Source organism: Enterococcus sp. DIV0682, assembly GCF_051712685.1.
GTDB lineage: Bacteria > Bacillota > Bacilli > Lactobacillales > Enterococcaceae > Enterococcus > Enterococcus faecalis.
The window spans coordinates 975,322-999,712 of sequence record NZ_JBIOPK010000001.1; the positions used below are offsets into that span (position 1 = coordinate 975,322).

At 36.3% G+C, this 24,391-nt stretch carries 21 protein-coding genes; 19 read left to right on the forward strand and 2 right to left on the reverse strand.

From position 1 onward, the window contains the following. Positions 1–39 precede the first annotated feature (39 nt). From IGK96_RS04725 to IGK96_RS04770, 10 genes are all read left to right on the forward strand, one after another. Entirely contained in the window at positions 40–1,176 is a 1,137-nt protein-coding gene (locus IGK96_RS04725) for an MraY family glycosyltransferase (protein ID WP_002366956.1), read from the forward strand. Between the two features lie 121 nt (positions 1,177–1,297). Beyond that, the gene (locus IGK96_RS04730; RefSeq protein ID WP_002359892.1) at positions 1,298–2,086 is read left to right on the forward strand and encodes a glycosyltransferase family 2 protein; all 789 of its coding nucleotides are present in this window, start codon (positions 1,298–1,300) and stop codon (positions 2,084–2,086) included. Further along, complete coding sequence (locus IGK96_RS04735) at positions 2,086–2,913, forward strand: glycosyltransferase (RefSeq protein ID WP_033625057.1); 828 nt, start codon at positions 2,086–2,088, stop codon at positions 2,911–2,913. The genes IGK96_RS04730 and IGK96_RS04735 overlap by 1 nt, the downstream gene beginning before the upstream one ends. A gap of 3 nt (positions 2,914–2,916) precedes the next feature. Then, positions 2,917–3,630, forward strand: coding sequence for a glycosyltransferase family 2 protein (locus tag IGK96_RS04740; RefSeq protein ID WP_033625056.1), 714 nt, complete (start codon positions 2,917–2,919; stop codon positions 3,628–3,630). 121 nt (positions 3,631–3,751) lie between these two features. Next, positions 3,752–4,618: a glucose-1-phosphate thymidylyltransferase RfbA gene (rfbA, locus tag IGK96_RS04745; protein ID WP_002364387.1), complete on the forward strand. Its 867-nt coding sequence runs from the start codon at positions 3,752–3,754 to the stop codon at positions 4,616–4,618. Positions 4,619–4,630: 12 nt separating this feature from the next. Then, positions 4,631–5,203 (forward strand): dTDP-4-dehydrorhamnose 3,5-epimerase, encoded by a 573-nt coding sequence (gene rfbC / locus IGK96_RS04750; RefSeq protein WP_085443024.1) that lies wholly within the window; start codon positions 4,631–4,633, stop codon positions 5,201–5,203. Between the two features lie 24 nt (positions 5,204–5,227). Continuing rightward, positions 5,228–6,256, forward strand: a complete 1,029-nt coding sequence (gene rfbB, locus IGK96_RS04755) for a dTDP-glucose 4,6-dehydratase (RefSeq protein ID WP_002359895.1) — start codon at positions 5,228–5,230, stop codon at positions 6,254–6,256. 92 nt (positions 6,257–6,348) lie between these two features. Next, positions 6,349–7,191 (forward strand): dTDP-4-dehydrorhamnose reductase, encoded by an 843-nt coding sequence (rfbD, locus tag IGK96_RS04760; protein ID WP_010707333.1) that lies wholly within the window; start codon positions 6,349–6,351, stop codon positions 7,189–7,191. Positions 7,192–7,249: 58 nt separating this feature from the next. After that, the gene (locus IGK96_RS04765) at positions 7,250–7,975 is read left to right on the forward strand and encodes a glycosyltransferase family 2 protein (protein ID WP_002379615.1); all 726 of its coding nucleotides are present in this window, start codon (positions 7,250–7,252) and stop codon (positions 7,973–7,975) included. Continuing rightward, a complete protein-coding gene (locus IGK96_RS04770; protein ID WP_002356898.1) occupies positions 7,975–8,325 on the forward strand; it encodes a DUF2304 domain-containing protein in 351 nt (116 codons plus the stop codon). Before IGK96_RS04765 ends, IGK96_RS04770 begins: the two co-directional genes overlap by 1 nt. Before the next feature lie 73 nt (positions 8,326–8,398). Here the strand turns inward: IGK96_RS04770 and IGK96_RS04775 are convergent, their stop codons facing one another. Further along, entirely contained in the window at positions 8,399–8,740 is a 342-nt protein-coding gene (locus IGK96_RS04775) for an EamA family transporter (RefSeq protein WP_002356899.1), read from the reverse strand. 247 nt (positions 8,741–8,987) lie between these two features. On the opposite strand from IGK96_RS04775, the gene IGK96_RS04780 reads away from it, so the two are divergent. The 9 genes from IGK96_RS04780 (at position 8,988) to IGK96_RS04820 (ending at position 22,947) form a co-directional block, all read left to right on the forward strand. Beyond that, complete coding sequence (locus IGK96_RS04780; protein ID WP_002356900.1) at positions 8,988–9,782, forward strand: ABC transporter permease; 795 nt, start codon at positions 8,988–8,990, stop codon at positions 9,780–9,782. A gap of 12 nt (positions 9,783–9,794) precedes the next feature. After that, positions 9,795–11,012 carry an ABC transporter ATP-binding protein gene (locus tag IGK96_RS04785; RefSeq protein ID WP_002356901.1) on the forward strand — a complete coding sequence of 406 codons (1,218 nt, stop codon included), beginning with the start codon at positions 9,795–9,797 and terminating at the stop codon, positions 11,010–11,012. After that, a complete protein-coding gene (locus IGK96_RS04790; RefSeq protein ID WP_010828888.1) occupies positions 11,002–14,145 on the forward strand; it encodes a glycosyltransferase in 3,144 nt (1,047 codons plus the stop codon). The genes IGK96_RS04785 and IGK96_RS04790 overlap by 11 nt, the downstream gene beginning before the upstream one ends. Positions 14,146–14,156: 11 nt before the next feature. Then, the gene (locus tag IGK96_RS04795) at positions 14,157–16,298 is read left to right on the forward strand and encodes a glycosyltransferase family 2 protein (RefSeq protein ID WP_014862218.1); all 2,142 of its coding nucleotides are present in this window, start codon (positions 14,157–14,159) and stop codon (positions 16,296–16,298) included. Further along, positions 16,299–18,302: a DUF7657 domain-containing protein gene (locus tag IGK96_RS04800; protein WP_002383759.1), complete on the forward strand. Its 2,004-nt coding sequence runs from the start codon at positions 16,299–16,301 to the stop codon at positions 18,300–18,302. Positions 18,303–18,330: 28 nt separating this feature from the next. Beyond that, the gene (locus IGK96_RS04805; RefSeq protein WP_010775969.1) at positions 18,331–19,632 is read left to right on the forward strand and encodes an EpaQ family protein; all 1,302 of its coding nucleotides are present in this window, start codon (positions 18,331–18,333) and stop codon (positions 19,630–19,632) included. A gap of 105 nt (positions 19,633–19,737) precedes the next feature. Beyond that, a complete protein-coding gene (locus IGK96_RS04810) occupies positions 19,738–21,135 on the forward strand; it encodes a sugar transferase (RefSeq protein WP_002356909.1) in 1,398 nt (465 codons plus the stop codon). Positions 21,136–21,255: 120 nt separating this feature from the next. Further along, a complete protein-coding gene (locus IGK96_RS04815) occupies positions 21,256–22,089 on the forward strand; it encodes a glycosyltransferase (RefSeq protein ID WP_010707337.1) in 834 nt (277 codons plus the stop codon). Positions 22,090–22,104: 15 nt separating this feature from the next. Then, the gene (locus tag IGK96_RS04820; RefSeq protein WP_002400614.1) at positions 22,105–22,947 is read left to right on the forward strand and encodes a LicD family protein; all 843 of its coding nucleotides are present in this window, start codon (positions 22,105–22,107) and stop codon (positions 22,945–22,947) included. Positions 22,948–23,153: 206 nt separating this feature from the next. Here IGK96_RS04820 and IGK96_RS04825 read toward each other — a convergent pair whose 3' ends face one another. Beyond that, positions 23,154–24,326, reverse strand: coding sequence for an IS256-like element IS256 family transposase (locus IGK96_RS04825; protein WP_000195429.1), 1,173 nt, complete (start codon positions 24,324–24,326; stop codon positions 23,154–23,156). Positions 24,327–24,391 lie beyond the last annotated feature (65 nt).

The following is a 24,391-nucleotide window of genomic DNA, read 5'->3' on the forward strand; positions in this document are numbered from 1 at the left end:
GTATAATATACCCTGAACGAGAAGAAAGTGGGTTCGACTATGTCACTATTTATTTATGAAGTTTTGATACGTTTATTTATGACATTTATCTTATCTTTGCTATTAACACCACTTGTTAAGCTTCTAGCGTTTCGGATTGGCGCCTATGATGCACCAGGAGAGCGACGAATCAATACCAAAAATATGCCTACAGCAGGAGGACTTGCAATCTACATTGCTTTTGCTAGTTCATGTTTATTGATTTTTCGTTCGATTATCCCACAAGATTATATTTGGCCGATTATTTTGGCTGGTGGAATGGTTGTTTTGACAGGCCTCATTGATGATATTAAAGAGATTACTCCAATGAAAAAAACAATCGGTATTTTGTTAGCAGCATTAGTTATTTATTTTGTTGCTGGAATTCGGATAGATTTTGTGACGTTGCCAGTTGTTGGAATGATTGATTTACGCTGGTTTAGTTTACCACTAACTTTATTGTGGATTTTAGCGATTACGAATGCAGTAAATTTAATTGATGGTTTGGATGGTTTAGCATCAGGCGTATCCATTATTGGATTAACCACGATTGGTATTACAGGGTATTTTTTCCTACATGCTAAAACGGTCTATATTCCAATTGTTATTTTTATTTTAGTTGCGAGCATTGCGGGATTTTTCCCATACAATTTTTATCCGGCTAAAATATTTCTAGGAGATACCGGGGCGTTATTCCTCGGGTTTATGATTGCAGTAATGTCGTTACAGGGCTTGAAAAATGCTACGTTTATTACGGTAATTACGCCAATGGTGATTTTAGGTGTGCCAATTACGGATACGGTTTATGCAATTATTCGACGGCTATTGAACAAGAAGCCCATTTCCTCAGCAGATAAAATGCATTTGCATCACCGCTTGTTATCTTTAGGTTTTACCCATAAAGGGGCGGTCATGACTATTTATGCGTTAGCGTTAGTTTTTTCCTTTGTTTCTTTATTGTTCAGCTATTCAAGTACAGTAGCATCAATTTTATTAATTGTCTTTTGTTTAATTGGCTTAGAACTATTCATTGAACTAATCGGTCTAGTTGGCGAAGGACATCAACCGTTGATGTATTTGTTACGGATTTTAGGGAATCGTGAATATCGTCAGGAGCAAATGAAAAAGCGACTTGGCAAGCATTCTAAGAGAAAGTAAAGAAATCTTTAGGTTGCTTTGCGAGAGCGTAAACCTATGATATAATTCCATTAAACTTAAAAAAGTATATGTGTGAAACATATGCTTTTTTTTTAAGACGATGTTTCAGTAGTAAGGAGAAATGAGCATGCAAGAAATGGTAACAATCTCGATTGTCACTTATAATAGTCGTTACATTTTTAATGTACTAGACCAATTAAAAGCTGAACTAGGTACTGATAGTATTTATGATATTCATATCTATGACAACCATTCTGAAACAGCGTATCTTGAAAAATTAACAACATATGAACCATTTATTACTATCCATCGCGCTGAAGAAAATCAAGGGTTTGGTCATGGTCATAATCAAGTGTTATTCAATGCTTCGACAAAATATGCAATTATTTTTAATCCCGATGTTTTGGTTACTAAAGACGTGCTTGATCGTCTATTAGACCGTATCAAAATAGATAAGAACATTGCAGTCGTTAGCCCTAAAGTGTTAAATGAAGATGGCACGACGCAATATTTAGTTCGTCAAAAATTAGATGTCTTCGATTATATGTTACGTTTTATTCCCTTTCAATTTGTAAAGAAAATTTTTGATAAACGTTTGAGTATTTATGAATGTCGCGATTTGTCGGATACAGAAACAACGGATATTAAAATGGGCTCAGGCTGTTTTATGTTGATTGATCGTGAAAAATTCGTTGAAATTGGTGGGTTCGATGAACGTTTCTTCATGTACTTTGAAGACAACGATTTATGTTTACGTTTTGGCAAAGCAGGCTATCGGATTCTCTATACGCCTTTTGAAACGGTTGTTCACATGTATGAAAAGGGCGCCCATAAAAGTCGAAAATTGTTTAAAATCTTTATGCAATCAATGGGGAAATTTTTTAACAAATGGGGCTGGAGGTTCTTTTAATGAGTCAAAGATTAGCGGTAGTCATCGTCTTATATCAAATGAAAATAGCTGATACGCCGAATTATTTGTTATTAAAAGAAGTGGTAAATCATCCCGAATTGCACTTATTTATTTATGACAACAGCCCACTTCCTCAAGAAGATGCATTATTTTTACAACAAAATGTTACTTATCGACATAATCCTGATAATCCAGGCCTAGCGACCGCTTATAATGAAGCGATTGCTTTTAGTCAAGCGAATCAATGTGAATTATTGTTGCTCCTTGACCAAGACACAGAAGTGCCAGCCTCTTATTTTGATACGTTGATCATCATGCCATTAGATCCGACTGTGGCAGTCTATGTTCCAATTGTAGAAGCAAATGGACAACAAATTTCGCCAGTTTATAGTGATCAATATGTTGGACTTAAAGGAGCAAAGCCAACAGCAGGGATAGCCAACCAACCGTTGATGGCTATCAATTCTGGTACAGTCATTACGGCAGAAACACTGCGCTGGTTGGAAGGATTTTCGGAAGAATTTCCTTTGGATTATTTAGATCATTGGTTCTTTTATCAATTGAATCAAGCCAATAAAAAGATTGAAGTCTTACCAATCCACCTAAAACAAGAATTGTCTGTTTTAGATTATCGTACAATGAGTCCTCAACGTTATCGCTCTATTATTGAAGCAGAAACGTTATTTTATCGTCGATATGATCAAGAAAAGTTTTCCCATCATCGACGCCATTTATTTTTACGCAGTAGTAAGCAATTTTTAACTGTCAAAAATCGCCAAATTTGGCGGCAAACATTGGCAGAATTTCTCAAGTTAATGAAAGGATAATCTATGATCTCAGTTTGTATTGCGACATATAATGGAGAAAAATATCTCGCGGAACAATTAGATAGTATTCTTTTACAAGTCAGTGAAGAAGATGAACTAATTATTTCAGATGATGGTTCTACTGATCATACGTTGGAAATTTTGAGGACGTATGCAGCGAATTATCCCCAAATTCAATTGTTACAAGGTCCAGGGCAAGGAGTGATTGCTAATTTTGCATTTGCGCTTACGCATACGAAAGGCAAAGTAATATTTTTAGCAGATCAAGATGACGTTTGGTTGCCAAATAAAGTAACGACGGTGACAGAATATTTTGAAACGCACCCTGACATCCAAGTGGTTATTAGTGACTTGAAAATTGTTGATGCGGATTTACAAGTTACCAATCCCTCTTATTTTAAGTTTCGAAAAGTCAAACCAGGATTTTGGCGAAATGCGATAAAAAGTGGCTATATTGGGGCAGGTATGGCCTTTCGTCAAGAGATGAAAAACGTCATTTTACCCATTCCGCCGGAAGTTCCTATGCATGATATGTGGATTGGCTTATTAGCTGCACGGAAGAAGCAAACGGGTCTCATTAAAGAACCATTAGTGCTTTACCGAAGACATGGAGCGAATGTCAGCCCTATTATTACCAAAACAAGTTTCCAACAAAAATTAAATTGGCGTGTGAATTTATTAAAAGCTTTACATCAGCGTTTAAAGGAACAGCGCTAAACCTTTACAGATTTGTAAAATTTACGTAAAAAACATGACAAACCCTATGCTTAATGCGATAATAGGGAAGGATATTTGGTTTTATAGAAACTAAAAATAGAAGTATTTAAGGAGATTGTTCATGAAAGGAATTATTTTAGCAGGCGGAAGCGGGACACGCTTATATCCGTTAACAAAAGCAACATCAAAACAATTAATGCCAATTTACGACAAACCAATGATTTATTACCCAATGTCAACGTTAATGTTGGCGGGAATTAATGAAATTTTGATTATCTCTACACCAGAAGATACACCACGTTTTGAAAGCTTATTCGGCGATGGCCATGATTTAGGCATTCATATCGAATACGCGGTACAAGAAAGCCCAGATGGTTTGGCGCAAGCATTTATTATTGGTGAAGAATTTATTGGTGATGACAGTGTCTGCTTAGTTTTAGGGGACAATATTTATTATGGTGGCGGCTTATCAAAAATGTTGCAACGAGCGGCTTCTAAAGAGTCAGGGGCAACAGTCTTTGGTTACCATGTAAATGATCCAGAGCGTTTCGGCGTGGTAGAATTTGATGAAGAGATGCGGGCGCTTTCTATTGAAGAAAAACCAGCACAACCGAAGTCAAATTACGCAGTGACAGGTTTGTATTTTTACGACAATGAAGTGGTTGAAATTGCAAAAGGGATCAAACCGTCAGAACGTGGGGAATTAGAAATAACAGACGTTAATAAAGTCTACCTTGAAAAAAATAAACTTTCTGTTGAGGTAATGGGCCGTGGCTTTGCTTGGTTAGATACAGGCACACACGAATCCTTATTAGAAGCGTCAACATTTATTGAAACAATTGAAAAACGTCAAAATTTAAAAGTCGCTTGTTTGGAAGAAATTGCTTATCGAATGGGCTATATTACAAAAGAACAATTGGTAGAATTGGCACAACCATTGAAGAAAAATGGCTACGGCCAATACTTGCTACGTTTAGCAGCAGAATAGGAGCGAAGAAACGTGAAAGTTATTGATACAAAATTACAAGATGTCAAAATTATCGAATTGGATGTTTTCGGTGATCATCGTGGCTTTTTTACAGAAAGTTATTCCAAAGCTAAATTTGCAGAACATGGATTAGACTTTGATTTTGTCCAAGATAATCATTCATTATCAACAGAAGCAGGTGTCTTGCGTGGATTGCATTTTCAAAAAGGCGAAGCTGCGCAAACAAAACTAATTCGCGTTGTAACAGGTGCGGTATTAGATGTGATTGTTGATATTCGTAAAGGGAGTCCAACCTATGGTCAATGGGAAGGCTACATTTTATCAGAACATAATCACCGTCAGCTTTTAGTACCAAAAGGTTTTGCTCATGGTTTTGTCACCTTGACACCGAACGTGAACTTTATGTACAAGTGTGACAATTACTACAATGCGGCAGCAGACGGCGGTATTGCTTTTAACGATCCAGCGTTAGCTATTGATTGGCCAATTGCGCCAGAAAAAGCGATTACGTCAGAAAAGGATCAAAAACATCCAACCTTAAAAGAATTTGAAGCGGAAAATCCGTTTATCTATGGCGAAATTTAAGAAAAAAGTAGGAGAGTTTCAATTATGAAAAAAATCATCGTAACAGGTGGAGCTGGTTTTATCGGCTCAAATTTTGTTCATTATGTTGTAAAGAATCATCCAGAAGTTCATGTAACTGTATTAGATAAATTAACGTATGCAGGAAATGAAAAAAATCTTGAAGGTCTACCAAGTGATCGTGTGGAATTAGTCGTAGGAGATATCGCTGATGCTGAATTAGTTAATCGTTTAGTCGCTGAAACAGATGCGGTCGTTCACTATGCTGCTGAATCGCATAACGACAACTCATTAAACGACCCATTCCCATTTGTACAAACCAATCTGATTGGGACGTACACATTGATCGAAGCTTGCCGTAAAAACAATGTTCGTTACCACCATGTATCGACTGATGAAGTTTATGGCGATTTACCTTTAAGAGAAGATTTACCAGGACATGGAGAAGGCGAAGGGGAAAAATTCACTGCCGAAACGCCTTACAATCCTTCAAGTCCTTATTCTTCAACAAAAGCAGGATCTGACTTGTTAGTCAAAGCGTGGGTTCGCTCTTTCAACTTACAAGCAACAATTTCAAATTGTTCAAATAACTATGGTCCATATCAACATATTGAAAAATTTATTCCTCGTCAAATTACCAATGTCTTAAGCGGCATTACACCAAAACTTTATGGTGCTGGTAAAAATGTTCGTGACTGGATTCATACAAACGACCATTCTTCGGCTGTTTGGGCAATTTTAACAAAAGGGCAAATTGGCGAAACATATTTAATCGGAGCCGATGGTGAAGAAGACAATAAAACAGTGATGGAATTAATTTTAGAATTAATGGGACAACCTGTTGATGCCTATGAGCATGTCAACGATCGTGCAGGACATGACTTACGTTATGCGATTGATTCAACCAGATTACGCGAAGAATTAGGTTGGGAACCAGAATTCACGAATTTCCGTGAAGGCTTGGCAGAAACAATCAAGTGGTATACAGAAAATGAAGACTGGTGGCGTGCAGATAAAGAAGCTGTTGAAGCAAAATATGCACAAAATGGTCAGTAATTTTTTCTGACATGTGAGATAACAGTCGAAAGGCGATGGCAAAGTACAAAAGCTACTTTGCCCTGCCTTTTTTTCAAGAAGGAGCGAAAAAAATGATTTTAATTACTGGTGGAAATGGCCAATTGGGCACAGAATTACGTCACCTATTAGACGAACAAGGAATTGAGTATGTTTCGACGGATTCAACAGAATTAGATATTACTGATGCGGATAGTACGTTGGCAAAAGTGAAAGAAATTCAACCAAGCGTCATTTATCATTGTGCTGCTTATACAGCTGTTGATAAAGCAGAAGACGAAGGCAAGGAATTAGATGAAAAAGTGAATGTAGATGGCACACGTCATGTTGCAGAAGCTGCTAAAGCAGTGGGGGCGACACTTGTTTACGTAAGTACAGATTATATTTTTGATGGAACTAAAAAAGAAGGCGTCTATGCGATTGATGATCAACCGAATCCTTTAAATGAGTATGGTCGGACGAAGTTATTAGGGGAACAAGCGGTACAAGAAATCCTGGACGACTATTATATTATTCGAACATCATGGGTATTTGGTCAATACGGTCATAACTTTGTCTTTACCATGCAAAAATTAGCGGAAACAAGAGACCAACTAACGGTAGTGGACGATCAGTTTGGCCGCCCAACTTGGACAAGAACGTTAGCCGAATTTATGGCATTTGTTATTGCAGAAAAAGCGCCATTTGGTGTTTATCATTTGTCTAATGAAAACAGCTGTAGCTGGTATCAGTTTGCTAAAGAAATTTTAAAAGATACTGAAGTGGAAGTACTGCCAGTGGATTCAACTCAATTTCCACAAAAGGCGCAAAGACCACAATATTCTGTCATGGATTTAAATAAAACAGAAGCGTTAGGCTTTAAAATTCCTACTTGGCAAGAAGCCTTAGCACAAATGTTAGAAAATGTTCAACAATAAATTGTTTTGTGTAAGTGAGGGGTTTTGTTAGAGAAAAAGTGGAAAGGTGTTTCTCTTTATGAAGGTACTTTTAATCATTCCTGCTTACAATGAGGAAGAAAACATTTTGCGGACGATTGCTTCCATTGAAACATTTAAACAGGAAGTTACGCATTTTCAACATGAATTGGATTATGTGGTAATTAATGATGGCTCGACAGATGGAACCAAACAAATTTTAGAAGCCAACCAAATTAATGCCATTCATTTAGTGTTGAATTTAGGTATTGGCGGGGCGGTACAGACCGGCTATAAATATGCCTTAGAAAATGAGTATGATGTTGCGGTTCAGTTTGATGGTGATGGTCAACATGATATCAATAGTTTACCTATTTTACTGGAACCATTAGCAGAGGGTAAATGTGATTTTTCGATTGGCTCTCGTTTCATTCCTGGAAACGAAGCGTCTTTTCAAAGTACGAAAATGCGCCGTTTTGGTATTCGTTTGTTATCTTTTTGCATTCGAATGGCTTCTGGTAAAACAATTTATGATGTGACTTCTGGTTATCGAGCGGGAAATCGGAAAGTGATTGCTTTTTTTGCAAAGCGTTATCCGACAAATTATCCTGAGCCAGAATCGATTGTTCACTTAATTAAAAAACGTTTTGTGATTGTTGAAAGACCTGTCAATATGATGGAACGGCTTGGTGGTGTTTCTTCGATTCGTGCCTTGGCTTCTGTGAAGTATATGCTGGAAGTCGGCTCAGCAATTCTGATTGCTGCCTTTATGAAGGAGGGAGATTAATGCTACCAACCGTGTTATGGCTAGCTTTATTTTTATTTGCAATTGGCTTTTTCTTATACATTATTCGAGGAATTAATAAAAATATTTTTCTCCTAAAAAATGCTTTGATTTGGTTATTAATCTCAATTGTCTTAATTATTTTTGCTATTTTCCCGCATGTGGCAGAATGGTTAGCAATGGCCTTTGGGTTTGAAACAACATCAAACTTCTTATTATCAGCTGCGGTGATTGTCCTTTTAATCATGGAAATTAAAAATTCTGTGTTGATTTCAAAACACGAAAATCGCATTAAAACATTATTGCAAGAATTATCTATCATGAAATCTGAAGAAAATAAAAAAGATCGCTAATGTGTAGTGACCCTTAAAAGTTGGACCTGAAAGTCTAATATTTAAGGGTCAGCTCAATGAATAGCGATCTTTTTTATTTAAGATTCATAATCACAATGCCGACAATAATAACCACAGCACCAATAAGGGCATTCGTTGTGATCGTCTCTTTTAGAATCAGATTTGAAGCGATTAAAATAGCAATGTTTGTACAGGCAACGCCTAAAGGAACAATGTAAGAAACATCGGAACGACTAATAATTAACATCCATAAAATAAAACTAATTAAATAACAAAATAAACCTAATAAAGAAATAAGTGAGATATTCATTGAAAAGATTGTTTGTTGGAGTTGGATGTTCAAACTGCTAGAACCTAGTTTAAATAAGACCAGACCAGCAGAAGACAGAAATACGTAAATAATAAAAAGAACCATAATTTCCCTTCTCTCAAAAATAGTTTCCGTGCAAAAAAATGCAAGACCTCCATTATTGTAGCATAATCTCCTAAAAATTGGACAAGATTTTTTAATATAGCGAAATCAGTTAAATTTTTCTTTATAAAAAGGGGTCTACTATTGAAAAGCTAGGCGTTTATCGATAAAATAGAAATGTTGTTTAAAATGGCATTTTTGTATCCAAAAATTTTAGATAAAAATAGTTTATTACGGAAGGAATAAGTATATGTTTAAAGAAACATTTTCAATTTTCAAGAATATTTTTCAGAACAAAAAATTGTTATTACAATTTTCATTTAATGATTTTAAGGCCAAGTATGCTGGTTCAGCACTAGGAATTGTCTGGGCGTTTTTAACGCCATTAGTAACTGTTTTGACGTATTGGTTTGTCTTTTCTGTAGGCCTTCGTTCTAGAGCTGGCGACAATATGCCGTTCATTGTCTATTTAGTAACAGGGATGGTACCTTGGTTCTTCTTTTCAGATTCGTTATTATCAGCCACGAATGTGTTTCGTGAATATAGTTATTTAGTTAAAAAAGTCGTGTTTAATGTACAAATTTTACCAACGTCTAAAATTTTATCGAACTTGTACACCCACTTGTTTTTCATTCTAATTGGTTTTGTAATTACTACAGCTAACGGTTATTACCCAAGTCTGTACAGTTTGCAATTAATTTACTACTTAGCTTGTTTATTAGTCTTTTTAACAGCAATTACGTGGATTACTGCTTCAACACAACCATTTTTACCTGATATTATGCAATTTATCAATATCATTATGCAAACAGTTATGTGGACATTACCAATTTTATGGCAACCAACTGGAATGATTGCGACAATCTTAAAAATCAATCCATTATATTATATTGTTCAAGGATACCGCGAATCTTATTTAGGCGGTGCATGGTTCTGGGAACATTGGCAATATAGCTTATATTTCTGGGGAGTTACTATTGTTTTACTATTAATTGGCTCAACCGTGTTTAGACGCTTAAAACCACATTTTTCAGATGTACTATAAGGAGAGAACGACATGTCAGAATATGCAATCGATATCCAACATATTACCAAAACATACAACATGTATAAAAAGCCGTCCGATCGGTTTAAAGAAGCGCTTAGTCCAACCAAAAAATCTTACCACGATTTGTTTTATGCGTTAGACGATGTCACGATGCAAATTAAAAAAGGCGAGATGATTGGCTTTGTCGGCGAAAATGGTTCTGGAAAATCAACCATGTTAAAAATTATTACAGGAGTATTAACGCCAACCTCCGGGTCCATGGTGATTAATGGGAAAATTTCAGCGTTGCTTGAATTAGGTTCAGGTTTTAACCCTGAATATTCAGGATATGAAAATATTTTCTTAAATGGAATGGTCTTGGGTTTTTCCCGAGAAGAGATGGAAGAGCGTGTCCAAGATGTCATTGATTTTGCTGACATCGGCGATCATTTGTATCAACCAGTTAAGACATACTCTAGTGGTATGTTTGTCCGCTTGGCTTTTGCGGTAGCCATTAACGTGGATCCCGATATTTTAATTGTCGATGAAGCGTTGGCTGTCGGGGATTTAGAGTTTCAATTAAAATGTATGGAAAAATTTACAGAAATTAAAAATTCTGGTAAAACAATTTTATTTGTTTCTCACGATGTAAACTCCATCCGCCGTTTTTGTGATAGAACTTTTTGGTTGCAACACGGGAAAGTCGTTGAATATGGAGATACGATGGACGTGACTACCAATTACGAAAACTTTTTGAAAAAGAAATCAATTAAAACAGTTGACCGCGAAGCGACCATGAAAGATGAAACCCCAACGCCAGATATTATTGAAGTGGATCATGCGGAACTTTTAAACGCGGATTATGAACCCTTAGAAATGGTAACGCAAGATGAAAAAGTGATTGTAAAAATTGAATATACTGTCAAAAACGACCAAATTAAGAAGCCTGTTTGTGGGGTCGCTATTCGAACAGTGGACAATCATTATGTCTGTGGCTTAAATACGTTATTAGATGGCGTGCAAATTCCTTGGAAAAAAGGACGGAATGTTTTTTATTTAGAATATGAAAAAATGTCATTATTAACAGGTGAATATTATTTTGATATTGCTTTCTTTGAGGAACATGCAACAGTCCCATTAGTCTACAAAACAAAATACGTGACGATGTTTATTACCGGTCGCTATGCCGGAGAAGGAATTGTCATCTTAGATCATAAATGGAAGGATACGACAAAAGATGAAGTATGATTTTGAAATGGAAACAGACGAGAGTACCAGTGTTGGGAAAATCGTAGCACAAATCAAAGAAAATAGTGATGTCTTGGAATTTGGTCCAGGTAATGGGCGAATGACTAGCTATTTGATGGAAGAAAAAAAGTGCCAGGTCTCAATTGTTGAATTAGACAAAGAACTTTATGATCATGTCAGTCAATTTTCAACAGATGCCTTTTATGGCAATATTGATGAAAATGATTGGGTCGAATACTTTGCTGGTAAGACGTTTGATTATATCGTTTTTGCGGATGTGTTGGAACATTTAATGAATCCTCAAAGCGCCTTAGCAAAAGTCAAACCATTTTTAAAACCAGGCGGTCAAATTTTAATCACTTTCCCTAATTTGGCACATAATTCTGTCTTAATTGATTTATTTAATAATCGTTTAACGTGGAATGAAACTGGCCTATTGGATGCTACGCATAAATCATTCTATTTACAAGAAGGATTTGAAAAAGTTTTTGCAGAAGTAGGTTTATACATTGCCAAAGAAGATTTTACATTTAATCAAGTTGGCTACAACGAAATTCCTACGACGTATGAAGCGTTACCTGTAGAAGTACAAGCAGCTTTTAAAGCGCGTCCCTTTGGCGAAGTGTATCAGTACTTTTTTGCCTTGACTGCTGAACCAGTAGAACAGCCAGAGCGAGTGACACCAGTAAATTCATACAATGAAAAAAACGTTCATATTTTAATTAATTGCGGCGAAGAAAAAGAGACTGAGTTGGATCAACCAGTTGATTTACAAAAACCTGAAACAAAACAGTTCCAACTGAAGATACCAGAAGACGTCCAACTGATAAAATTATTCCCAAGTTTAACGGGGGCAATTGTTAAATTATCCATGACGATAGACGGCGAGACAGTCCCAGTCGCAGCCACGAATGCTTTTCTGGTACAAGAGAATATCTATTATTTCTTAGATACGCAAGTACCTGTAATCGAAGTAACCGATGCACAAATGGCAGGCAAAGACCTGACAGTAGCCATTGATTATTTCTTTGAAGGCAACTATTCAGAACGTGAAAATACCTTTATTCATGCACTGTTAGATGAAAGAAATCAATTTTTAGAAGAAATGAATAAACAGACGGAGACTGCCCCTATGCCTACTGGAAAATATAAACGAATCACGTTAACTAAATTTGATAAAATGATTAATTTAACCATCGATGATATTGCTCGCGATGTAGAAAATAACGTTTCTGTTATCAGAGGGTGGGCGTATGACAAACAAACAAATTATCCGCTAAGATTCAGCATTGCAGAAGCTAGTGAATCAGTCACTTATACGGTGGAAACAGAATATCGTCGGGATGTTATTGATATGTTTGAATTAGAAGGCGATCAAGATTATGGTTTTGTCATTACGATTAAAGATCCAGAAGATTTACCAGCCTACACGCTAAACATTGACACCAAATCAGGCCAGAAGGTTCAATACGTGGTGGAGCGTCCAAACATGGTTCAACCAGGCACGAAATTTGATCGAGCATGGCGTTCGATTCAGACACGTGGTTTGATGGGCTCAGTGAAGTGGTACTTTAAACGACAAGAAAAAGCAGAAGCCCCTGTTGACGTGGAGGCAGTTTTAGCGGAAATTAAAACGTTCCAATTTCAGCCTAAAATTTCTGTCGCTGTGCCTGTTTATAATGTCGAAGAAAAATGGCTTGCAGCATGTGTCTCTTCTTTACAAAATCAGTACTATGAAAATTGGGAGTTATGTTTAGCAGATGATGCATCGCCAAGCGAACATATTAAGCCTATGCTAGAAAAATATAAAGAACTAGATCAACGAATCAAAGTTATTTATCGCGAAGAAAACGGACATATTTCAGAAGCAACTAACTCAGCTTTGTCGATTGCTACTGGCGATTTTGTTGGTTTCATGGATAACGATGATGAATTAGCGCCACAAGCATTATATGAAGTGGTCAAAGCTTTAAATACAGACCCAACGATTGATTTTCTTTATACTGATGAAGATAAAATTACAGAAAATGGTCGTCGCTTCAACGCGTTTTACAAATCGGACTGGAATCCAGAACTGATTTTAAACCATAATTACATTACACACTTTGTTGTTGTGAAACGTGATTTATTAGAAAAAGTAGGCGGATTGAACTCAGCATATAACGGCGCTCAAGACTATGATTTCGTATTACGAGCAACGGAACAAGCAACGAAAATCAAGCATATTCCTGGTATGATGTATCATTGGCGTGCCATTGAATCATCGACTGCTCTAAACCCTGAAAGCAAAGGTTACGCCTATGTAGCTGGTCAAAAAGCGGTCCAAGCGGCAACGGAACGCCGTGGCTTAAAAGCACAAGTAGAGATTGCCGAATTTTATGGTTCCTATAAAATTAACTATCTTTATGATCATGTGCCGATGGTATCATTGATTATTACGAATGATACAGAGAATATGAGTAGTTACTTACGTCAATTATTAGAAAAAACTGCCTATACAAATTATGAAATTCTATTGCCTGCACGCTTCGAGAATCAAATAAATATCCAAAATGACCGTCTTCGTTATGTTTCAACAGAAACACGTCATGGCATGATTCAAGCTGCTAAGGGAGAATATGTGGCTTTATTAAATGCTGGATTGGTACCAACGAAAAATGATTGGTTAAAAGAGTTAATGAACATTGGTCAACAAGAGACCTCTGGTTTAGTGACTGGCCGCGTAGTTGACGCACGCTATCGTGTGGAAACAGTAGGAGTATCAGTTGATACAGACAAAGGTCGATTACTTTATCCCGAAAAAGGCACCCCTGGTAAAAGCTTAGGTTACTATTACAGAATTGCTTTACCAAGAAATATTCAAGCAGCAACTGAAGACTGCTTACTATTCAACAAACAACTTTACCTAAATTTAGAAGGAATTAACGAAAACTTAGGAAAAGAGTGGATGGGTGTCGATTTATCGTTACAATTTGCTAGCGCTGGTAAACGAAATGTATATGTGTCTTATGCAATTTTGAAAGCAGACGAAAAAATGCAAAACCATGATAAAAAAGGATCTTATAAAGAACTTGCGGAAAAATGGACCGCGGAAGCTTTAGTTGATCCCTACCGAAATCCGAAACATCTATAAGGAGAATGCACATGAATGAAGACATTAAGGTGATCTTTGATAGTATCTATCGCGACAAAACAACAAATAATTTAACCATTACAGGTTGGGCGTTGGATACAATCACTAAAGAAAGCCCAACTTTCACAATTAATAATGAAAACCAAGTGTCCGCTTATAACATTCAGCGCGTTTTACGTGAAGATGTTAATCAAATTTATCAAACAGAGCCTGCGATTGAAGCTGGCTTTGTTGTTACACTTGAAGGAATTAAACAAAAAAAAGTACTCCCTTTTCATTTTCAATCATCAGCACATGTTGTAACGGTGGATTTTCCCTTGAATAAAAAATATCCAGTGATTCCAGGGACAGAAGATAAAGTGACACGTCTCTGGATAAAAGCCAAAAAAGGATTTAAGTATATGGCTAAAAATGGTATTTCTCATACCATTCAACGAGCGAAAATTGAGAAACTGAGAAATCAAGCTTCGTATCCTAACTGGTTAGCTAGAAATGAAGTACTTGACATAGAAGCGATGACACAAGAAATCGCAACATTTCATTACCAACCTAAAATTTCCATTGCGATGCCAGTGTATAATGTTGAAGAAAAATGGCTTCGGTTGTGCATTGATTCTATTTTGAATCAAGTCTATACTAACTGGGAATTATGTATGGCCGATGACGCCTCAACAGATCCTAATGTCAAAAAGATTTTAACAGAGTACCAGCAATTGGATGAGCGAATTCGGGTCGTCTTTCGTGAACAAAATGGTCATATTTCCGAAGCAACCAACTCTGCTTTAGCGATTGCTACCGGAGAATTTGTCGCCTTACTAGACAACGATGATGAATTAGCAATCAATGCTTTTTATGAAGTGGTTAAAGTGCTGAATGAAAACCCAGAACTAGACTTAATTTATAGTGATGAAGATAAGATTGACATGGATGGAAATCGTTCTGATCCAGCCTTTAAACCAGATTGGTCACCTGATTTACTTTTAGGAACCAATTACATTTCGCATTTAGGTGTGTATCGTCGGAGTATTCTAGAAGAAATTGGCGGCTTTCGAAAAGGTTACGAAGGTTCTCAAGACTACGATTTAGTTTTAAGATTTACTGAAAAAACGACAAAAGAACGCATCACACATATTCCAAAAGTTCTTTACTATTGGCGGATGCTGCCAACCTCAACAGCAGTGGATCAGGGCTCAAAAGGTTATGCTTTTGAAGCGGGGCTAAGAGCCGTGCAAGATGCGCTCGTTCGTCGAGGTATTAATGGTCATGCAACGCATGGGGCGGCGAATGGCTTATACGATGTTTATTATGACATTGAATCTGAAAAGTTAGTCTCAATTATTATTCCAACTAAAAATGGCTATAAAGACGTACAACGTTGTGTTTCATCGATTATTGAAAAAACAACCTACCAAAATTACGAGATTATTATGGCTGACAATGGAAGTACAGATCCAAAAATGCACGAATTATATGCAGAATTTGAACAACAATTACCTGGTCGCTTTTTCGTTGAATCAATCGATATTCCATTCAATTTCTCAACTATTAACAATCGTGCAGCGAAAAAAGCGCACGGAGAGTATTTATTATTTTTAAATAATGATACCGAAGTGATTACAGAGAATTGGTTAACCTTGATGGTTTCATTTGCTCAGCAAGAACGGATTGGCTGTGTAGGTGCGAAATTATTGTATCCAAATAATACGGTCCAACACGCAGGCGTTATTTTAGGATTAGGTGGCGTCGCTGGGCATGGTCATTATGGTTATCCCCATGGTGACTTAGGCTATTTTGGTCGGTTAGCTATTAATGTTAATTATTCAGCAGTAACTGCCGCATGCTTACTTATGAAAAAAGCAGATTTTGATGCAGTTGGTGGTTTTGAAGAAGCGTTTACCGTAGCTTTCAATGATGTTGATTTATGCTTGAAAGTCCAAGCTTTAGGACGTGACAATGTCTGGCTTCATGAAGCAGAGCTTTATCATTTTGAATCTCAAACTCGTGGATATGATGATAAAGGCAAAAAGAAAAAACGTTTTGAACAAGAAAAAGTGATGATGGAAGAAAAATGGGGACCTTCAATTGAAAATGATCCATTTTATAATCCTAATCTGACAAGGGATATTCCCAACTTTTCATTACGAATTGACTAGATGCAATTGCGGATGACGAAATGGAGCGAAAAGATGGAACAACAACTAACTACAAGAAAAGAAAAACAACCATTACGCAACCAAGCTGAGCAGAGCGCTCGCTTGGTTGATCATTTGTTACGCTGGCGCTATCTGCTAGCGGCAGTCATTTTTATTTTACTGGTAGCCTTTAAAGTCCATGGTAGTTCATTAAACATGTGGGATGCGTATGTTTCTGAATATGCGGATGGTCAAAAAAGTTCATTAATTGCTGGTGAACCAAGAGGTGTTCGCTCGGATGAATGGCTCGTTCAAACCCCATTTAGCCTCTCACAAACACAAACAGGTTTGAAAACACATAATGATGTGATTACGTTAAATGGGCAAGACATGGTGGTAGGCTATAATTCACCAGCGTGGAATCTGGCCACGTTAGCGAAACCTTTTACGTGGGGCTATGTACTATTAGGCAAAGAATATGGCTTATCATGGTATTGGAATCTTAAATTAATTGGCTTAATTTTATTTTCTTTTGAAATTGGTTTGATCGTCACACGGCGGAATAAATATTTAGCTTTGTTAGCAAGTGTTTGGATTCCGTTTTCTTCGGCCCTTCAATGGTGGTTTGTCTCGCCAGTTGGAGATTTAGTATTTTTTGGCTTAGGTTTTTTAGTGGGAATTTATAATTATTTCTATTATCATAGTAGTGTTCGACGTCGTGTCATTTGTGCGATAACGGCTGTTATTATGGCCTCAGGATTTGTTTTAGTTATTTATCCTGCGTTACAAGTACCACTTGGTTATTTGATTTTATTATTTTTAATTTTATTCTTTTTAGAATTTCGTAAAAAAATTAAGTTGGATAAGTGGGATGGGGTCCTGATAGGTGGGGCACTCTTGATGACGGCGATTATTGTTGGCGGATCGCTATATGGCTCATTGGATTCCTTAAAAGCAGTAATGGATACCGCTTATCCAGGAAAACGGGTAAGTTTAGGTGGCGATATGCCTAAACGCGATATTTTGTTATTTTTAACAAATTGGAAAATGCCGTTTCAAGATGTTCCATATTCAAATAATTCGGAAATCAGTAGTTTTTATCAATTATTTTTTGTTATTTTGCCGCTCTCACCATTTATTTTTTATAAAAAAATCAAAGAAAACATTTACGGTTTTGTCTTATTCGTGTATTGTTTATTTAACTTAGTTTGGATGAGCGTTCAATTTCCAACAATTTTTGCTAAGTTGACATTGTGGTCTTATGTGCCAGAACAACGGGCGATGTTATCCTTTGGGTTTGCCGCTGTGTTATTGAGTTTATGGTTCATCGATTATTTATGGAATCGCCAAGCAAAAATTCCAATGATGGCCTGGTTAGGGGCGCTAGGATTAAATGTTGTTCTGTATTTCTTTGTTTTATATACGGGCAATTTACGGTTATACGTTACACGAATGGACATCATTGGTGTCTTAGTTGTCGCTACCGTTTTAATTGTTGCTTTATTTAAACGTTGGCGCACGTTATTTGTCCTTGTCTTATTAGGAATCATTATGGTTTCTGGTGCCTTTGTTAATCCAATTTCTCGAGGCGTTTCTGCTGTCTATGGAAAAAAATTAGCGGTAGAAGTGGAAGAAATTAACAAAAAAGACCCCAACCAATTGTGGGTGGGCGAACGCTTGATGTATGGCTATTTGCCAATGTTAGGTGTGCATACATTTAACGGTGTTGCTTTTACACCTGACTTAGAGGCTTGGAAACCATTAGATCCAAAAGGAAAAGACACATTTATTTATAATCGCTATGCGCACATCAATGTTGAAGTAGGAAATCAGACCCCTGTTTTAGAGTTGATGCAAAAAGATGCGATTATTGCTCGTTTATCTCCAGAAAAATTAAAAGAATATGGGATTAAATATGCGGTCGTTTATAAACCATTAGAACCGTTAGACACACCAACGATTCATTTTGAAAAATTATATGGACCTGATCAGAACGGGGCATATATTTATCGAATAAACGACTAGTGATTCATTCATGGAATGAGGTTTGAATATGGGAAAAGTATTGAATAGAATCGGTCGACTTATTTTATTAGTTACAATGATCGGCTCGTATACGATGTGGGTCGTAGGAATTGATGCGCCAGTCACAAAATATATGTATGCCAATAGTTCAATTTTATTATTAATAGCAGTAATACTTGTACTGCTATTAAATTGTACGAAATTAAAATTTATTGACTGGCTAACCGTTGCGTTGGCGTTAGCCACCTGGCTCTTGTTTCACTTTACGGAATCAATCCGTCATAGCACAATGCAAACAGATACAATGATTCCTTTAATTATTTTGTTGGTCCTTTGTTTTAAAGTTTGTGTCTTTGACCGTGTGGATCAAACGCTTTTATTAATTGTCTCTTTAGTTGCTTTGAGTGCGACTTTGTATCGGATGTCCGTGGAGTTGCCTCAGTTGATTCCAGCAGACGAAATTTTTAAAGAATCAAATAAACTAGAAAGTATTTGGATTAATACCAATACGATTGGTGCAACGTTGATGTTTTCAACAATGATGGCCAGTAGTTTGATCAAAGCATACAGAAACAAGGTTTTTAACCTGCTGCTTTTACCTGTATACATTGGTGGTGTTTTAGGTACATGGGTCAGTCAATCCAAAACCTCGTTTGCCATTTTAGTTGGTTTTATTCTGGTGGATAATCTTTTACCAAAACGTTTCTTGCAACGTTCGAAAGTTTGGCTGTTTGGTTTTGTCGGAGTAGTTGCATTGGGACCATTGTTGTTTTACTTATGTGCGGAATCGGATACTGTTGATTTATTTACAGGAAGAGAACGAATTTGGCATGAGTTTTTTGCTAAATGGTTATCTGATCCTCAACATATTAAAGTCGGTATGGAGCCTTTTGTGGCCTCATGGAAACCGCTGGGGACACATAATGCTTTTCTATTTACGTTAAGTAATTTCGGTGTCATTGGCTATCTGATTTTATTTGGTTTTTTAGTCAGTATGATTTTATTGATTGGTTTCCGCAAAAAAACATTGGATCGTTTGCAAGTTAGTTTACTTTTAGGCTTCCTTTTAATCTGGATTCATTCATTTATGGAAGATATTTTATTAGCGCCTCATTGGATGCCGATAGTTTATAGTTTCCTTGGGCTAGCCTTCTACTTCCGGCCAGAGAAAAAACGAGGAAGACATGAAAGACCAACGACACCTAAAAGAAGAAAACGAGTGAAACAAACAAGTCCTGTTAGCAATGAAGAGCGCCCGATAGCACCTGTTGACGAAGAGGGCTGGGACCAACCTGAAGAATTAAGTCGTGTCCAAAGACATCGCAGATAATTTTCATCCTATAGAACTTTCTTGTCCGCTGACATTATGGTAATATAGGGGTTGCATGTTATTACAAATAATGTAATTACTGGAAGTGAAGAGAGGAAGTTTTTAATGACATCAAAAAGTGAATGGAGTAATGCAAGACGAATTGTAATTATTTTAGCAGACGTTTTGCTCTATAATTTATCAATCATCTTAGGGTTTATGGTGAAATTTGGCCGAGAAATTCCTTCATTTAACTTTGTGGCTTATGAAAAATCTGCAATTTACATTTCAATCTTTTTTATCTTTTTGAATTTGTTGTTAGGTGCGTATATTTTTTATAATCGCAAAATTAGTGACATCATTTTTGTCACGGTGATTGGTCAAATTTTAATGACTTTAACGATTATGATTGTGACATTTGCCGGACGTTGGTTTACGTTCCCGCGTTCTGTTTTAGGATATTCCTTTATAATCGGAATTATTGTTCTAAGTCTTTGGCGAATTCTTGTTTATTATCTTTACTTAAAGGTCAGCAATGAGCGAAAAGTTGTTTTACTAGGTAAAGAAAATCAAGTTATGCGGTCAATTCAAAACTTTATGTCTGATAAAAATAACAAGCATAAAGTAACGAGTGTTGTTGTCAGCAATTACTATGAAAACTTAAAAAAAATTATCGATGAAATCGATATTGTTTATATTTCAAGTAATGTTGATGAGAACGAAAAAGTAAAATTGTATCAATTAATTGTCAAACACAAGAAAAAAATCTTTTTAGATACAAGTTTTGAAAATCTAATTATGTTAAAACCAAACATGATGAACTTTGAAGATGAAAGTATTATCGAAGTCTCAAATTTTGAAATCCAACCAGAAGAGAATTTTATTAAACGTTTATTCGATATTTTAGTCTCTGTTTGCCTATTTGTGATTACCTCACCCTTAATGCTTATTGCAGCGATTTTAGTCAAAGCAACCTCACCGGGACCAGTGATTTACAAACAAACTCGGATTACATTAGATCAACGTGAGTTCTCGATTTTAAAATTTAGAACGATGTCGGCAACAGCGGAAGCAAAATCAGGTCCAGTCTTATCTACAAGTAACGACAGTCGCGTCACTACAGTTGGTAAATACTTGCGCGCTTTACGTATTGATGAGTTGCCACAACTAATCAATGTTATTCGCGGGGATATGTCCATTGTTGGACCACGTCCTGAACGACCATTCTTTGTTGATCAATTTAATCAGGAAAACCCGAATTACTATTTACGTCACAATGTACGTGCGGGGATTACCGGCTATGCCCAAGTTTATGGGAAGTATGCTTCTGACTACAATAGTAAATTGAACTTTGATTTACTGTACATCAAGAATTATTCATTACTGTTGGATATGAAAATTCTGCTTCAAACCATCAAAATTCTCTTTGATAAAGTATCATCAAGAGGATTGGATGAGTCTGAAGAACGTGAAGAATTGACGATGGATTATTGTAAAGAGAATGCTATTAGAATTTACCGTTAAGAGGAGCTATGGCTTCTCTTTTTTTTGAAAAAAAGAGAGACTTCTAACAAAGCTTGAAAAATCAGGTATTCTATGTAAAAATATACAAGCGTGGATGAAAAAAGAAATAGGGGTGAAGAAATGGAAAAGGTACCAGTAAGTGTCTTACTTTCCATTTATATAAAGGAGCGTCCTGAATATGTTATTGCATGTTTAGACAGTATTTTTAATCAAACTGTAAAAGTCGATGAAATAGTATTAGTAGAAGATGGTCCTGTAACTGAAGAAATGACAGTCATTGTAGATAAATATAAAGAAACGTATCCAGAAGTGCTTCATGTTTTACCTCTAGAAAAAAATGTTGGTTTAGGTAAAGCGTTGGCAGAAGGGGTTAAAGCTTGTCGTAATGAACTGATTGCACGAATGGATGCAGATGATATTATGAAGACGGATCGGATTGAAAAGCAGTGGCAATTATTTCAAAAAAATCCTAACTTGGTCATTACCGGTTCTAACATTATCGAATTTGAAGGGAACATAGAAAATATTTTGGGGTATCGTAACCTTCCCAGTTCTAATGAGGCTATTCGTGAATTTTCCAAAAGAAGAAACCCGTTTAATCATATGACTGTCATGTATAAGAAGTCAGACATTTTAGAGGTCGGTAACTATCTGCCAATGTCAGGATTTGAAGATTATTATTTGTGGGTGCGGTTATTGAAAAAAGGAAAGGAAGCACAGAACCTTTCTGAACATTTAGTCTATGCTCGAACAGGCAGTGATATGTACGCACGGCGTGGTGGTTGGCAGTATTTTAAGTCAGGACTAAAAGGACGCAAAGCAATCTATCAAGCAGGACTTGGTAGTTTTAAAGATTTTTTTGTGAGTTCCAGTGCACATGTTGTCGTAAGTTTGATGCCGAATACTTTACGAGGTAAATTTTATGAGAAGTTTTTAAGGAAAGAAAATGATTAAGATTGAGGTAAAATTATGCAAGAGATGTCTCAGACAGATTTAAAAGAAATACAGGCTGTAACATTAACTATGTCCAAATATTTTGTGCAATTTTGTCAAGAAAATAATTTATTATGTTATTTCTGTGGCGGTGGTTGTATTGGTGCTGTACGCAGTCAAGGATTTATTCCGTGGGATGATGATTTGGATTTTTTTATGCCACGACCAGACTATGAAAAATTAAAAAAGCTATGGCCACAGAAAGCAGACATAAATAGATATCCATTATTAGTTGCTTCTAAAACATATAATGATCATAATTCATTTATAACTATTAGGGATACTGCCACTACTTTTATTAAACCCTATCAAGAGGATTTAGATATCCCTCATGGTTTACCAATTGATATTTTTCCGTTAGATGGTGCGCCAGAAGGGAAATTGCGAAGAAAAATCCAAAAGTTTTGGGCACTGATTTATGCGTTATTTTGTTCGCAAGTTGTTCCAGAAAAACATGGTGGTCTGATGGCTACAGGAAGCAAGGTTTTATTAGGGATTTTTTCTTCAAGCAAAATTCGCTATCATATTTGGCGCTTCGCTGAAAAAAGAATGACCAAGTATTCCTTTGGTTCAACTCCTTATGTCACAGAATTGTGTGTCGGACCACGCTACATGGGCAATATTTATCATTTAGAAGATTTTAAATCTGCTATTTTTGTTCCATTTGAAGATACAAAAATGCCAATACCAGTGGGCTACAAGCGCTACTTAACACAGGTTTTTGGGGATTATATGCAATTGCCACCAGAGGAAGATCGTCAACCTCATCATGAAGCGCTAATTGTTGATACTAAAAAATCGTATACAGAATATCTTTAAAAACTTCAATTATTTATACTGAAGCTGAACGTTATCTATAAATAGCGTTCAGCATTTTGTTGTAAAAAAATAAATAACATAATCAATGTAATAAAAAGATAAAGTTTAGAAATAAAATAGTAAAAAAAAGTTAGCAAGATTTTCTTGACGTAAGCTAGTCAAGTCCAGACTCCTGTGTAAAATGCTATACAATGTTTTTACCATTTCTACTTATCAAAATTGATGTATTTTCTTGAAGAATAAATCCATTCATCATGTAGGTCCATAAGAACGGCTCCAATTAAGCGATTGGCTGATGTTTGATTGGGGAAGATGCGAATAATCTTTTCTCTTCTGCGTACTTCTTGATTCAGTCGTTCAATTAGATTGGTACTCTTTAGTCGATTGTGGGAATTTCCTTGTACGGTATATTGAAAGGCGTCTTCGAATCCATCATCCAATGATGCGCAAGCTTTTGAATATTTTGGTTGATCGATATAATCATGAATCAATCGATTTTTAGCCTCACGCGCTAAGTTAATATCTGTGAACTTAAAAATTCCTTTAACAGCTTCTCTGAAAGATTTTGAATTTTTTTTAGGAATGGTGGTAAAGATATTTCTTAGGAAGTGAACTTGGCATCTTTGCCAACTTACGTTGGTGAAGGATTTTCTAATGGCAGAGACTAATCCTTTGTGCGCATCAGAAATAACGAGTTCCGTACCTTGTAAACCGCGTTCTTTTAGGTATTCAAAAAATGTTGTCCAGGTCTCTTCGCTTTCGCCACTTTGAATCATGAAGCCGATAATTTCACGGTCGCCATCTTTGGTTATTCCAATCGCTATATGACAGCTTTTTGAGAGTACTCGATTTTCTTCTCGTACTTTTATATAGAGTACATCGGTCATTAAGTAAGGATAATTTTTTTCTGATAATAAACGATTCTGCCACTCGTTAACCATAGGTTCTAGCTGTTCTGTTAAGCTAGAAACGAAGGACTTAGAGACGGATTTACCACAAAGTTCTTCCACAATTTTTGATACTTTACGAGTTGAAACGCCTGATACATACATTTCCAACATTGAAGCCATGAGGGCTTTTTCGTTTCGTTGATAACGTTCAAACACTGTGGGTGAAAAATGGCCATCACGTGTTCTGGGTACTTTTAATTCTAGCGTGCCTACACGTGTCGTAAAGCTGCGCTCATAATAGCCATTTCGTTGACTTTGTCGGTTTTCTGTTCGTTCATATTCTTTTGCTTGAATATATTCTGTTCGTTGATTTTCCATTAGTTGATTAAATACCGTTGTTAAAATATTTTTAGAAACGTCATCCTTTACAGAATATTCAATAATGCTTTGAATCTCTTCGCTTTTCAGTGTAAAATGTACTTGGGTCATGTAAAAGTCCTCCTGGGTATGTTTTTGTCGTTAAAAACATTGTACCGTAAAAGGACTGTTATATG